This is a genomic window from Pseudomonas sp. PSPC2-3, assembly GCF_049898265.1.
GTDB lineage: Bacteria > Pseudomonadota > Gammaproteobacteria > Pseudomonadales > Pseudomonadaceae > Aquipseudomonas > Aquipseudomonas veronii.
On record NZ_JAFCXJ010000008.1, the window covers coordinates 34,243 to 46,568 of the forward strand.

A 12,326-nucleotide genomic window follows, 5' to 3' on the forward strand; every position below is an offset into this window, starting at 1 on the left:
TTGGCTGGCAACCGCTTATTGGTCTCACGTCACCGCGTGCAGCGTTCGGCGGCAAACACAAACGAGGGAATTGCGCGCCACTGGACAGCAGCGCGCGGCGGGGCATGCGCGAGTTACTTTTTCTTCTTCGCCGCAGTCGGTGCCGGGCAGTCTGCTTCGACGAATTTCACCGAAGCCACCGGGCGGTTGGTCTTGTTTTCGGTGATCTCGTAGCGCATCACCGCGCCCTTGGCCATCAGCTCGCGGTAGCCGTGGTTCAGGCACACGCTTTGTCCGAGCTGGAAATACACCGCCTTGGGGTTGGCACGCATCTGTTCGGCACGATCGGGCAGCACGCTGAGGTGATCGATCAACTGCATGCCTTCAACGGTGTAGGCCACTTCCAGGGTTTTTTCATCGATTTCCCGGGGCAGGTCTTTGTTGCTTTCAGCCGCGACGCTTTGCAGCTTCTTGTTCATTTGGGCCTCCAGCAGCGAGGCCGCCTGGGCGCCAACAGGCAAGACCAGCGCGAGGGCGACGGATGGGGCGACAAGACGCAGCATGGAACGCAGCATGAAACTCTCCTGATTCGGTTACTGGTGCATAGACCAGCCACTGGGCTGTGCGTTCAGTGGCGCGCAATTATAGGTGAGCCCTGGCCGGTACAGCCAGGCGTATTGCTGGGAAGTGCGTGTGGCTCTGGTAAACTGCGGCCACTTAAGCCTTCCTCGAGTTCCCCCAGTGTCGATTTTCCTTTCCGTGCGGCGCATCTGATGAGCCACGCCGTCTCTCGTCTGCGTACCCAGCGCCTGGCGCGCGCCATCAGGCCTTTCGTCAATCGGGGTTCGCGTGCCGAGCGCTGCCCCGGCTGCCGGGTGATCCCCGCGTATTGCTTGTGTGCCTGGCGGCCCAAGGTCCAGGCCCGGTCTGCGATGTGCCTGTTGATGCACGACGTCGAACCGATGAAGCCCAGCAACACCGGCTGGCTGATCGCCGATGTGATTGACGACACCAGCGCGTTCGCCTGGTCACGCACCGAGGTCGACCCCGGGCTGCTCACTTTGCTGGCTGATCCGCAGTGGCAGCCCTACATTGTGTTCCCCGGCGAATTCGTCGCGCCGGAACGGGTTGTCAGTGAGGTCAAGGTGGGGGAGGGCAAGCGCCCGCTGTTTATCCTGCTGGACGGCACGTGGAGCGAAGCGCGCAAGATGTTCCGCAAAAGTCCCTATTTGGAGCATTTGCCGGTCCTCAGCCTGGCCCCCGAGCAGCTGTCGCGCTACAAACTGCGTCGTTCCAAGCGGGATGATCATTTCTGCACCGCCGAAGTCGCCGCGCTGTGCCTGGAGCTGGCCGACGACGGCGCGGCCAGCGAAGTACTGGACGCTTACCTCGACGTGTTCAGCACCCATTATCTGGCCGCCAAGTTCCAGTTGCCGCTGGACTCGACGGATATCGTCCATACTCGTCTAGCGCCCTACATCCCGGCGGTATAACCAGACGACGTTTGCATGATGGCACCGTAAATCCGACAACCGCTAAACTGCCCGTTGGCGTAGTGCTTGACCACCCAGGCTACGCTGGGCATGCTGGGCGCCGATCAGGGCGCAACCGTGAATTTCCAACGTCGTTTCAGGTGCTTTTGACGTTGAGCATGCCCTGTGGTGATGGCTGCCTGGCCGTTACCTTGTGTATTGGCGAACCCTGAACCCATCAGGGCTGCCATAAAAAACAGGATCATTTAATCAATGGCCACATACGAAATCCTGATAGCTGATGACCACCCGCTGTTTCGCAGTGCGCTGCATCAGGCAGTAACGCTGGGCTTGGGCCCCGATGTCCGTCTGGTTGAAGTGGCCAGCATTGCCGAGCTGGAAACCCGCCTCACCGAAAAATCCGACTGGGACCTGGTGCTGCTCGACCTGAACATGCCTGGCGCCTATGGGTTTTCGGGGCTGGTGCTGTTGCGCGGGCAATACCCGCAGATTCCCGTGGTGATGGTCTCGGCTCAGGAAGAAGCCGATGTGGTGGTGCGCTCCAAGGAGTTTGGCGCCAGCGGTTTCATTCCCAAATCGAGCTCCATGGAAAAGATCCAGAAAGCCGTGCGCGCGGTGCTGGAGGGCGATGTGTCCTGGCCGCCGCAAGCGTTTGAAGAGATCAACGTGTCCGACGAAGCCAAGGCTGCCCGCGATGGCCTGGCCAGCTTGACGCCCCAGCAGTTCCGGGTGCTCACCATGGTCTGCGAAGGCTTGTTGAACAAGCAGATCGCTTACGAGTTGAGCGTGTCGGAAGCGACCATCAAGGCCCACGTTACCGCGATCTTTCGCAAGCTGGGGGTGCGAACGCGAACCCAGGCGGCGTTGCTCTTGCAACAACTTGAGTCAATTTCGCAGCATTAAGCTATTGTCGATTCACGCTTTTTTGACTTTGCGTGATCTAGTTTTCCCACTTCTTTGGTTCAGTTGCCTACATCTATGTCGCCTTTCAAGGGTCAAACCGGTATCAAACGTATCTTTAACGCAGGGGGCTATTCCCTGGATGGCCTGCGCGCAGCCTTCACCGGTGAGGCGGCCTTCCGTCAGTTGGTGTTGCTGAACGTCATCCTGATCCCGCTGAGTTTTTTCCTGCATGTCAGCCGCGTCGAACGGGCGCTGTTGATCGCGGTGTGCCTGCTTGCGTTGATCGTCGAGTTGCTCAACTCGGCCGTGGAAGCGGCCATCGACCGCATTTCCCTGGACCGTCACCCACTGTCGAAAAACGCCAAGGACATGGGCAGCGCCGCGCAATTCGTGGCACTGACCATGATCACCCTGGTGTGGGCCGTGATCCTGATCTAAGCCTCAGGCAATGTTCGGCAGCACGATTTCGTCGCTGCGCTGAACCCCCGCGGTGAAGGCGCGGCACAGCTCGAGAAACTCGCGCATCGCCGAGGTCTGGTACTTTTGCTTGTGCCAGATGAAGTAGAACTGCCGGGCCAGGTCCAGGTCCGGGGTTTCTACCGGTACCAGGCTGCCGCGGCGGAAAGCATCGCGCAGCGCCAGCCGGGAAATGCAGCCAATCCCCAGCCCCGACTCCACCGCACGCTTGATCGCCTCGGTGTGTTCCAGCTCGAGGCGAATGTTCAGCGCGCTGCGATGATGGCGCATGGCCTGATCAAAGGTCAGGCGCGTACCCGAGCCCTGTTCGCGCAGGATCCACGCTTCGTGGGTCAATTCTTCCATGCTGGCGACACCGCGCTGGGCCAGGTGATGCTGAGGCGCGCAAAATACCACCAGCTCATCTTCCACCCAGGTCTGCACTTCGATATCCGGGTGGCTGCAGTCGCCTTCGATTAGACCCAAGTCAATTTCATAATGCGCAACCTGGTGCACGATATGTGCAGTGTTCTGCACGTGCAGCTTCACCTGGCTCTCGGGGTGCTGCTGCATGAAGCTGCCGATCAGCAGCGTGGCCAGGTAATTGCCGATGGTCAGTGTGGCGCCGACGGCCAGTGAACCGAAGCCAGACTTGCCGTTGAGCAGGTCTTCGATCTCCTTGGCCTGATCCAGCAGGGCTACCGCCTGGGGCAACAACTGACGGCCGAGGGCGTTGAGGCTCAGGCGTTTACCCGCCCGGTCGAATAACTGGCAGCTGGATTGACGCTCCAGCTCGGTGATTGAGGTGCTGGCGGCGGATTGAGATAAGGCCAGAAGGCCAGCAGCGCGTGAGACGCTTTCCTGCTGGGCGACGGCGACGAAGACTTGCAGCTGACGGAGAGTAAATCGCATATCGATATAACCGATAACCCTTATCTTAATAATCCAGTTAACAGATATTGTCGCCGCCATTAGAATGCTGTGCAATTGCGCACTTATCATTTTGGCGCAGACCCATCTCCAGGAGTCCCCCGTACATGAGCAACATGAACCACGAGCGTGTCCTCAGTGTTCATCACTGGAACGACACTCTGTTCAGCTTCAAGTGCACCCGCGATCCGGGCTTGCGCTTCGAGAACGGTCAGTTCGTGATGATCGGCCTGCAACAACCCAACGGCCGCCCGCTCATGCGCGCTTATTCGATTGCCAGCCCGAACTGGGAAGAGCATCTGGAGTTCTTCAGCATCAAGGTGCCTGATGGCCCGCTGACTTCCCAGTTGCAGCATCTGAAGGAAGGCGACGAGATCATCATCAGCAAAAAACCGACAGGCACCCTGGTGCTTGACGATTTGAAGCCGGGTAAACACCTGTACCTGCTCAGCACCGGTACCGGCCTTGCGCCATTTATGAGCGTGATCCAGGACCCGGAAACCTACGAGCGTTTCGAAAAAGTGATCCTGTGCCACGGCGTGCGTTACGTCAACGAAGTCGCCTACCGCGAATTCATCACCAAGCACCTGCCGCAGAATGAGTTCTTCGGCGAAGCCCTGCGTGAAAAGTTGATCTACTACCCCACCGTGACCCGCGAACCGTTCGAAAACCAAGGCCGTCTGACCGACCTGATGCGCAGTGGCAAGCTGTTCCGCGATATCGGCCTGCCACCGATCAACCCCCAGGACGACCGCGCCATGCTGTGCGGCAGCCCAAGCATGTTGGACGAGACCAGCGAAGTGTTGAACAGCTTCGGCCTGAAAGTTTCGCCACGCATGCGTGAGCCGGGTGACTACCTGATCGAACGCGCCTTCGTCGAGAAGTAAACGCGGTCAAAAAAATGTGGGAGGGGGCTTGCTCCCGATTGCTGAGTGTCAGTCAATGCATCCGGTGACTGACCCGCCGCTATCGGGAGCAAGCTCCCTCCCACATTGGTTTTTGGTTTATTTAGCTGCAATCACTTCCAGCACACAGATGACGCCCGCCTCGGGATAGTGCCAGCGCACATCCACGTCCCAGAACTGCGCGCCATATTCCCGCTCGGGCCCGGGCGTTTGATAGGCCGGCCGCGGGTCTTGCGCCAAACACTGTTCGATCAACGCCACCAGCGGTTCAGCAAGGCGCTGAGCGTGGTCTTGCGCCTGGTGCAGAGCCGTCTTCAGCCACTGCACGGGAATCAGTGGCGGCGTGCCATTGGCGATGCCGTTGGCGGCGTTGTCGACAATGTCGGCATACGGCACATACGGCTTGATATCCAGCACCGGCGTGCCATCGAGCAGATCGATCCCGGAGATCCACAACCGGCCCGGTTCGACCTTGTCCAGCTTCACCACCGACTGGCCAATCCCGTTGGGCCGATGGGTCGCACGGGTGGCAAACACGCCCATGGACTTATTGCCGCCCAGACGGGGCGGGCGCACTTTCAGGCGGGGTTTGTCTTCCAGGGCCCGGTGGAACAGAAACAGCAGCCACACATGGCTGACCTGCTCCAGGCCCTGCACCGCCTCGCCGTGGTCGAACGGCGCGACCAGCTCCAGCACGCCGCGGGCGGCAGGCGCCAGTTGCGGTTGGCGCGGGATGGCGAACTTCTCCTTGAAGCAGGAGCGCACGAAGCCGACGGGAGAGACCTGGTAACTCATGGCTTACGCGCGAACCCGCAGGGTCAGGCCCTTGAGGAAGTTGCGCAGCAACTGGTCGCCGCAGGTGCGGTAATTGGTGTGGCCGAACTTGCGGAACAGCGCGCTCAGCTCAGGCTTGGACACCGGGAACTCGGCAGCCTTGAGGATGGCGTGCATGTCGTCTTCCTTCAGTTCGAAGGCCACGCGCAGCTTCTTGAGGATGATGTTGTTGGTCACCGGGGTTTCGATCGGTTGCGGCGGACGGCTGTCGTCCTTGCCGCGCTTGAAAATCACCAGGCCGTCAAGGAAGTGCGCCATGACCTCGTCCGGGCAGAACACAAAGCCTTCTTCCTCGTCTTTCTTGAGGTAAGTCAGCAGGTCTTCCTTGGTCACGTCCATGCCGCCGAGTTTGATCAGCTCGACCATCTTGTTGTCGCTGATGTCGAGCATGTAGCGCACGCTGCGCAGTACGTCGTTGTGAATCATGGTGGGCAATCCTGGTTTTCAACGGTGGACACCGCCCACGCAGGCGGTGTCGAAAAAGGGGGAGTGGCTCAGAACTTCTCTTTGCCGGACAGGTAACGCCATTGGCCGACCGGCACCTTGCCGATGGACACGCCGCCGATGCGGATACGACGGATGGCGATGACTTTCAAGCCGACAGCTTCGCAGAACAAGGCGATCACCCCCGGTTGCGGGTTTTTCATCGCAAAGCGCAGGCGGTTTTCGTTCTGCCAGCTGGCTTTCACCGCCGGCAGCTCTTTGCCTTTGTAGGTCAGGCCATGGTTGAGGCGGTTCAGGCCGTGAGCAACCATGTCACCTTCGACCTCCACCACGTATTCCTGCTCGATCTTGGCGGCATCGGCGGTCAGTTTGCGCAGAATCTTCCAATCCTGGGTGAACACCAGCAGGCCGCTGGCCTTGGCTTGCAGGTCAGCGCTGGCGGTCAGGCGCAGGAAGTGGCCCTTGAGCGGGCGCTTGCTGAAGCGGTGTTCTTCCGACAGCGTTTCGGCGCTGATCGACGCCATTGCCGTCTCGGCATCCACGCCCACCGGCGCGTGCAGCAGGATGGTCACAGGCTCTGGCGCGGTGGCCTTGGCCTCGGGGTCCAGTTCGACCTTCTGGGTGGTGACCTTGAACTGTGGCTCGTCGATCACTTCACCGTCCACCGAGACCCAGCCGCCTTCGATAAACAGCTCAGCCTCCCGACGGGAGCAACCGACCAGTTCGATAAGGCGTTTGGAGAGGCGTATGGGGTCAGTCATGACAAGGGCCGTAGCAAAAGGGGGCCGCTATTGTACCTGTGTGGGCGCGGTTAATCCCGGCCCCATTTCATTTAGCCCTGACGCGCCTCTTGCTGCACCTGGCGCAAACGCATGTGCAGCAGCGGATAAGGCTGTCCCAGGCCATCATGCTCTGTGCGGCCGATGACTTCGAAGCCTTGCTTGAAGTAAAAGCCCAGCGCCTGCGGGTTCTGTTCGTTGACGTCCAGCTCATCGGCGTTCATGCGCTCGATCGCGTAACGCAGCAATTGCCGGCCGAGGCCCTGGCCACGGTGCTGCGGGTCGATGAACAGCATCTCGACCTTGCCCGCGGCCACCCCGGCGAACCCGGTGATGCGCTGGCGCGTGTCCTTGGTGCAGATCAGCATCACCGCATCGAGGTAGCGGGTCAGCACCAGGTTTTTCAGCAGCGTGATGTAGCTGTCCGGCAGAAAGTCATGGGTGGCGCGCACCGACGCCTCCCAGATCCGTGCCAACTCGGCGTAGTCGCTGGTTTTTGGGGTGTGGATAACCGAATGCTGACGCATGCCCGCTGCCCTTTGTGGATGTTCGGTGTCGATGGGCAAAACGATAGACCTAAAAAAGCCCCGCATCTTGTCCAGAAGCAGGGCTTTTTCACTTTTTTATCCGCGCCTGATGCGATCAGTCGCGCTTTTCGGCCCACAGGTCGTATTCGTCGGCATCGGTCACCGTACACCAGACCTTGTCGCCGGGTTTCAAACCGCTGGCATCGTCGATAAATACGTTACCGTCGATTTCCGGGGCGTCGAAGAAGCAGCGGCCTACGGCGCCTTGCTCGTCGACTTCGTCGATCAGCACTTCGATTTCCTTGCCGATGCGCAGTTGCAGGCGCGCCGAGCTGATCGCCTGCTGGTGCGCCATGAAGCGCTCCCAACGGTCTTGCTTGACGTCATCCGGTACTACGGCCAGGTCCAGCAGGTTGGCCGGGGCGCCTTCGACCGGCGAGTACTGGAAGCAGCCGACGCGGTCCAGCTGGGCTTCGGTCAGCCAGTCGAGCAGGTACTGGAAGTCTTCTTCGGTTTCGCCCGGGAAGCCGACGATGAAGGTCGAACGGATGATCAGTTCCGGGCAGATCTCGCGCCAGTTCTTGATGCGCGCCAGGGTCTTGTCTTCGAAGGCCGGGCGTTTCATGGCCTTGAGCACTTTCGGGCTGGCGTGCTGGAACGGGATGTCCAGGTACGGCAGGATCTTGCCGGCGGCCATCAACGGGATCAGCTCGTCCACGTGCGGGTACGGGTACACGTAATGCAGGCGCACCCACACGCCCAGGCTGCTGAGGGCTTCGCACAGCTCGGTCATGCGGGTTTTCACCGGCGCACCGTTCCAGAAGCCGGTGCGGTATTTCACGTCGACGCCGTAGGCGCTGGTGTCCTGGGAGATCACCAGCAGCTCTTTAACGCCGGATTTGACCAGGCGCTGGGCTTCGTCCAGCACATCGCCCACCGGGCGGCTGACCAGCTTGCCGCGCATCGACGGGATGATGCAGAAGCTGCAACTGTGGTTGCAGCCTTCGGAAATCTTCAGGTACGCGTAGTGGCGCGGGGTCAGCTTGATGCCTTGCGGCGGCACCAGGTCGATCAGCGGGTTGTGGTCCTGGCGCGGCGGCACCACTTGATGCACGGCGTTGACCACCTGCTCGTACTGCTGCGGACCGGTCACGGCCAGCACGCTCGGGTGTACGTTGCGGATATTGCCTTCTTCCACGCCCATGCAGCCGGTGACGATGACCTTGCCGTTTTCCTTGATGGCCTCGCCGATCACTTCCAGGGATTCCGCCTTGGCCGAGTCGATGAAGCCACAGGTGTTGACCACCACCACGTCCGCGTCCTGGTAAGTGGACACGACGTCATAACCTTCCATGCGCAGTTGCGTCAGGATGCGTTCGGAGTCGACCAGAGCCTTCGGGCAGCCCAGGGAAACAAAGCCGACCTTGGGGTTGGCTTTTGCGATGGTGGTGGACATGTCTAACCTCGGTATTGAATGACGCCGCCAGTCGGGCACGACAAGGCGGTAGACGGGCACTTAGCGCGCTCGTAAAAGAGCATGCTTTTGTGCCTCTGATCAAAAAGTGCGCAATTCTAGCGACGGGCAACGCACTTGACCAGCTTTATGCAGGGAAATACGACGAGTGCTGCGCTATGCTTCGCGCCGTTGCGAACGGGTGAAATCCTTGGGTCAACAAAACGTCTGTTACGAGAAGTAAAACAGCGCATGCTAAGGTCAGCTTAGATGCGTTGTTTATAAGAGACCTCAGGTCATAGGGCAGGAGTGGTTGATGGGTCAGGCAAGTAGTCAGGCAGCGGGTGCCGAGCATTCCAATGCCAAGCCGATTGGCATGCTGGTGGCAGCGGTCGGGGTGGTTTATGGCGATATCGGGACCAGCCCGCTCTATACCCTTAAAGAGGTGTTCGGTGGAGGGTATGGGGTTCAGGTCAACCATGATGGTGTGTTGGGGATACTGGCGCTGATCTTCTGGTCGCTGATCTGGGTGGTTTCGATCAAGTACGTGTTGTTCATCCTGCGCGCCGATAACCAGGGCGAGGGCGGGATCATGGCCCTCACTGCGTTGGCGCGGCGAGCGGCGTCGCCGTATCCGAAGCTGCGTTCGGTGCTGGTGATTCTCGGGTTGATCGGCGCTGCGCTGTTTTACGGCGACAGCATGATCACCCCGGCAATCTCGGTGCTCTCGGCGGTAGAAGGCCTGGAGCTGGCCTTCGAAGGGCTTGAACGCTGGGTCGTACCGCTGTCGCTGGTGGTGCTGGTGGGGCTGTTCCTGATCCAGAAACATGGCACCGACCGTATCGGCAAGCTGTTCGGGCCGGTCATGGTGTTGTGGTTCCTGGTGCTGGCGGGCCTGGGCGTGCATGGCATCAGCCAGCATCCGGAAGTGCTCAACGCATTGAACCCGGTGTGGGGTGTGCGTTTCTTCATGGTCCACCCTGGCATGGGTGTGGCGATTCTCGGCGCCGTGGTGCTGGCATTGACCGGTGCCGAAGCGCTGTACGCCGACATGGGCCACTTCGGGCGTAAACCCATTGCGCGTGCCTGGTTCGCCCTGGTGCTGCCGGCGCTGGTGCTCAACTATTTCGGCCAAGGTGCGTTGCTGCTGGAAAACCCCGAAGCGGCGCGTAACCCGTTCTACCTGCTCGCACCGAGCTGGGCGCTGATTCCGTTGGTGGTGTTGTCTACCCTGGCCACGGTGATTGCGTCCCAGGCGGTGATTTCCGGCGCGTTCTCCCTGACCCGTCAGGCGATCCAACTGGGTTACATCCCGCGCATGCACATTCAGCATACGTCCAGCGCCGAACAGGGCCAGATCTATATCGGCGCGGTGAATTGGTCGCTGATGGTCGGCGTGATCCTGCTGGTGCTGGGCTTCGAGTCGTCCAACGCGCTGGCTTCGGCCTACGGCGTGGCGGTGACCGGCACCATGCTGATCACCAGCATCCTGGTGTCGGCAGTGATGCTGTTGCTGTGGAAATGGCCACCGGTGTTGGCGATTCCGGTGCTGATCGGTTTCCTGTTGGTCGACGGGCTGTTCTTCGCCGCCAACGTGCCGAAAATCGTCCAGGGCGGTGCATTCCCGGTATTGGCGGGGATTGTGCTGTTTATCCTGATGACGACGTGGAAACGCGGCAAGGAACTGCTGATGGACCGCCTCGACGAAGGCGGCCTGCCGCTGCCGATCTTTATCAGCAGTATCCGCGTGCAGCCGCCCCATCGCGTGCAGGGCACCGCGGTGTTCCTCACCGCGCGGCCCGACGCGGTGCCCCATGCGCTGTTGCATAACCTGCTGCATAACCAAGTGTTGCACGAGCAAGTGGTGTTGCTGACGGTGGTCTACGAAGACATTCCCCGCGTTCCCGCCGCACGGCGCTTCGAGGTGGATGCCTACGGCGAAGGGTTCTTCCGCGTGATCCTGCACTTCGGTTTCACCGATGAGCCGGACGTGCCCGAAGCGCTGAAGCTGTGCCACCTGGATGATCTGGATTTCAGCCCGATGCGTACCACGTACTTCCTCAGCCGCGAAACGGTCATCGCCTCGCGCATCAAAGGCATGGCCCGTTGGCGCGAAGGCTTGTTCGCGTTCATGTTGAAGAATGCCAACGGCAACCTGCGGTTCTTCAAACTCCCGGTCAACCGGGTGATCGAGCTGGGCACCCAGGTCGAAATGTAAGCGGTTGTTGGACGGGAGCCGGCAATCGGCTCCCGCTTTGTCTTCTGAACCCTGTGCAATCCCCCGTTGTCGACTAGGCTCTAAGCACTGTTGTGTAGGAGCGGGCTTGCCCGCGAAAAACCTTAACGGTAACGCGTCGATCCTGGATAAACGCGGCGCCCATGAGGCTTTCGCGAGCAAGCGCGCTCCTACAGAAGTGCCCAAAAAGCCAAGAAGAGGTGCGCCATGAGTCAGTTGCTCGAACCGTATACCCTGCGCCAATTGACCCTGCTCAATCGCATTGCCGTGTCGCCGATGTGCCAGTACTCCAGCGTCGATGGCCTGGCCAACGACTGGCACCTGGTCCACCTCGGCAGCCGCGCTGTCGGCGGGGCGGGGCTGATTTTCACCGAAGCCACCGCCGTGACCGCCGAGGGCCGTATCACCGCCGAAGACCTGGGCCTGTGGAACGACGCACAGATCGCCCCGCTGCAACGCATCACGCGCTTTATCACTGCCCAGGGCGCCGTGGCCGGGATTCAACTGGCTCACGCCGGGCGCAAGGCCAGCACCCATCGGCCGTGGATCGGCAAACACGGCAGCCTCAAGCCGCAAGACGGCGGCTGGGTGCCGGTGGGGCCCTCGCCGATTGCCTTTGACCCGAACCATACGCAACCCCTGCCGCTGGACGAGGCGCAGATCGAGCAAGTGATCGCCGACTTCGTCGCCGCCGCCAAGCGCGCGTTGACCGCCGGTTTCAAAGTGGTGGAGATCCACGCCGCTCACGGTTACCTGCTGCATCAATTCCTCTCGCCCATCAGCAATCAGCGTCAGGACCAGTACGGCGGCACCTTTGAAAACCGTATCCGCCTGGTGCTGCAAGTCACCGAAGCGGTGCGCGAAGTCTGGCCGCAAGACCTGCCGCTGTTTGTGCGGGTGTCAGCCACCGATTGGGTGGAGGACGGCTGGAACCCCGATGAAACCGTGGAACTGGCACGTCGCCTGAAAGCTTTGGGGGTCGACCTGATCGACGTGTCCTCCGGCGGCACCGCCGCCAACGCCGAGATCCCCATCGGCCCCGGCTACCAGACGCGGTTTGCCGAGCGTGTGCGCAAAGAGTCGGGCATCGCTACCGGCACCGTGGGCATGATTACCGAGCCGGCCCAGGCCGAACACATCCTGCGCACCTGCCAGGCCGACATCATCTTCCTCGCCCGCGAGCTGCTGCGTGACCCGTATTGGCCATTGCATGCCGACGATGACCTGGGCGGGCGCAAGGCGACCTGGCCGGCCCAGTACCAGCGGGCGACCCATCGGGAGCAGCCGATTCATGAGTCTGATCTCAGGGATTGAGCCTTCTTAGGTTCCAACAAAACCCACCCTTATCCGGTGGGTTTTTTTTGCCAGGAGCTGTGGGATAGGGCTG

General features: G+C 60.7%; 13 protein-coding genes. 6 read left to right on the top strand and 7 right to left on the bottom strand.

Features of this window, described 5'->3' with window-relative positions:
* Positions 1 to 113: 113 nt before the first annotated feature.
* Complete coding sequence (locus tag ACP7E3_RS18765; protein ID WP_046384507.1) at positions 114 to 554, bottom strand: PA3611 family quorum-sensing-regulated virulence factor; 441 nt, start codon at positions 552 to 554, stop codon at positions 114 to 116.
* Between the two features lie 198 nt (positions 555 to 752).
* On the opposite strand from ACP7E3_RS18765, the gene ACP7E3_RS18770 reads away from it, so the two are divergent.
* The 3 genes from ACP7E3_RS18770 (at position 753) to ACP7E3_RS18780 (ending at position 2,813) form a co-directional block, all read left to right on the top strand.
* A complete protein-coding gene (locus tag ACP7E3_RS18770) occupies positions 753 to 1,472 on the top strand; it encodes a tRNA-uridine aminocarboxypropyltransferase (RefSeq protein ID WP_026139758.1) in 720 nt (239 codons plus the stop codon).
* A gap of 252 nt (positions 1,473 to 1,724) precedes the next feature.
* Positions 1,725 to 2,375 carry a response regulator transcription factor ErdR gene (gene erdR / locus ACP7E3_RS18775; RefSeq protein ID WP_057005803.1) on the top strand — a complete coding sequence of 217 codons (651 nt, stop codon included), beginning with the start codon at positions 1,725 to 1,727 and terminating at the stop codon, positions 2,373 to 2,375.
* A 75-nt stretch (positions 2,376 to 2,450) separates the two neighbouring features.
* Positions 2,451 to 2,813 (top strand): diacylglycerol kinase, encoded by a 363-nt coding sequence (locus tag ACP7E3_RS18780; protein WP_017137081.1) that lies wholly within the window; start codon positions 2,451 to 2,453, stop codon positions 2,811 to 2,813.
* A 3-nt stretch (positions 2,814 to 2,816) separates the two neighbouring features.
* Here the strand turns inward: ACP7E3_RS18780 and ACP7E3_RS18785 are convergent, their stop codons facing one another.
* Positions 2,817 to 3,743 carry a LysR family transcriptional regulator gene (locus ACP7E3_RS18785; protein WP_046384505.1) on the bottom strand — a complete coding sequence of 309 codons (927 nt, stop codon included), beginning with the start codon at positions 3,741 to 3,743 and terminating at the stop codon, positions 2,817 to 2,819.
* Positions 3,744 to 3,868: 125 nt separating this feature from the next.
* Between ACP7E3_RS18785 and fpr the strand changes: the two genes are divergently transcribed.
* A complete protein-coding gene (gene fpr / locus ACP7E3_RS18790) occupies positions 3,869 to 4,648 on the top strand; it encodes a ferredoxin-NADP reductase (RefSeq protein WP_017844669.1) in 780 nt (259 codons plus the stop codon).
* A 117-nt stretch (positions 4,649 to 4,765) separates the two neighbouring features.
* Here fpr and tsaA read toward each other — a convergent pair whose 3' ends face one another.
* The 5 genes from tsaA to rimO all read right to left on the bottom strand — a co-directional run bounded on the left by tsaA (position 4,766) and on the right by rimO (position 8,706).
* Positions 4,766 to 5,461, bottom strand: coding sequence for a tRNA (N6-threonylcarbamoyladenosine(37)-N6)-methyltransferase TrmO (gene tsaA, locus ACP7E3_RS18795; protein ID WP_201021948.1), 696 nt, complete (start codon positions 5,459 to 5,461; stop codon positions 4,766 to 4,768).
* Between the two features lie 3 nt (positions 5,462 to 5,464).
* The gene (locus ACP7E3_RS18800; protein ID WP_017844671.1) at positions 5,465 to 5,926 is read right to left on the bottom strand and encodes a DUF1456 family protein; all 462 of its coding nucleotides are present in this window, start codon (positions 5,924 to 5,926) and stop codon (positions 5,465 to 5,467) included.
* Between the two features lie 68 nt (positions 5,927 to 5,994).
* The gene (locus ACP7E3_RS18805; protein WP_053254683.1) at positions 5,995 to 6,705 is read right to left on the bottom strand and encodes an rRNA pseudouridine synthase; all 711 of its coding nucleotides are present in this window, start codon (positions 6,703 to 6,705) and stop codon (positions 5,995 to 5,997) included.
* Positions 6,706 to 6,776: 71 nt separating this feature from the next.
* A complete protein-coding gene (locus ACP7E3_RS18810) occupies positions 6,777 to 7,250 on the bottom strand; it encodes a GNAT family N-acetyltransferase (RefSeq protein ID WP_126586102.1) in 474 nt (157 codons plus the stop codon).
* A gap of 115 nt (positions 7,251 to 7,365) precedes the next feature.
* Positions 7,366 to 8,706 carry a 30S ribosomal protein S12 methylthiotransferase RimO gene (rimO, locus tag ACP7E3_RS18815; RefSeq protein ID WP_046384502.1) on the bottom strand — a complete coding sequence of 447 codons (1,341 nt, stop codon included), beginning with the start codon at positions 8,704 to 8,706 and terminating at the stop codon, positions 7,366 to 7,368.
* A gap of 313 nt (positions 8,707 to 9,019) precedes the next feature.
* Between rimO and ACP7E3_RS18820 the strand changes: the two genes are divergently transcribed.
* Positions 9,020 to 10,921, top strand: a complete 1,902-nt coding sequence (locus tag ACP7E3_RS18820) for a potassium transporter Kup (RefSeq protein ID WP_057005801.1) — start codon at positions 9,020 to 9,022, stop codon at positions 10,919 to 10,921.
* Between the two features lie 225 nt (positions 10,922 to 11,146).
* Entirely contained in the window at positions 11,147 to 12,253 is a 1,107-nt protein-coding gene (locus tag ACP7E3_RS18825; RefSeq protein ID WP_426124043.1) for an NADH:flavin oxidoreductase/NADH oxidase, read from the top strand.
* Positions 12,254 to 12,326 lie beyond the last annotated feature (73 nt).

What these genes read in the sequence shown, in the direction of transcription:
- ACP7E3_RS18765 (WP_046384507.1), bottom strand. Translation starts at nt 554, where the DNA reads ATGCTGCGTTCCATGCTGCGTCTTGTCGCCCCATCCGTCGCCCTCGCG.
- ACP7E3_RS18820 (WP_057005801.1), top strand. Translation starts at nt 9,020, where the DNA reads ATGGGTCAGGCAAGTAGTCAGGCAGCGGGTGCCGAGCATTCCAATGCC.
- tsaA (WP_201021948.1), bottom strand. Translation starts at nt 5,461, where the DNA reads ATGAGTTACCAGGTCTCTCCCGTCGGCTTCGTGCGCTCCTGCTTCAAG.
- fpr (WP_017844669.1), top strand. Translation starts at nt 3,869, where the DNA reads ATGAGCAACATGAACCACGAGCGTGTCCTCAGTGTTCATCACTGGAAC.
- ACP7E3_RS18805 (WP_053254683.1), bottom strand. Translation starts at nt 6,705, where the DNA reads ATGACTGACCCCATACGCCTCTCCAAACGCCTTATCGAACTGGTCGGT.
- ACP7E3_RS18770 (WP_026139758.1), top strand. Translation starts at nt 753, where the DNA reads ATGAGCCACGCCGTCTCTCGTCTGCGTACCCAGCGCCTGGCGCGCGCC.
- ACP7E3_RS18800 (WP_017844671.1), bottom strand. Translation starts at nt 5,926, where the DNA reads ATGATTCACAACGACGTACTGCGCAGCGTGCGCTACATGCTCGACATC.
- ACP7E3_RS18825 (WP_426124043.1), top strand. Translation starts at nt 11,147, where the DNA reads ATGAGTCAGTTGCTCGAACCGTATACCCTGCGCCAATTGACCCTGCTC.
- ACP7E3_RS18780 (WP_017137081.1), top strand. Translation starts at nt 2,451, where the DNA reads ATGTCGCCTTTCAAGGGTCAAACCGGTATCAAACGTATCTTTAACGCA.
- ACP7E3_RS18810 (WP_126586102.1), bottom strand. Translation starts at nt 7,250, where the DNA reads ATGCGTCAGCATTCGGTTATCCACACCCCAAAAACCAGCGACTACGCC.
- erdR (WP_057005803.1), top strand. Translation starts at nt 1,725, where the DNA reads ATGGCCACATACGAAATCCTGATAGCTGATGACCACCCGCTGTTTCGC.
- rimO (WP_046384502.1), bottom strand. Translation starts at nt 8,706, where the DNA reads ATGTCCACCACCATCGCAAAAGCCAACCCCAAGGTCGGCTTTGTTTCC.
- ACP7E3_RS18785 (WP_046384505.1), bottom strand. Translation starts at nt 3,743, where the DNA reads ATGCGATTTACTCTCCGTCAGCTGCAAGTCTTCGTCGCCGTCGCCCAG.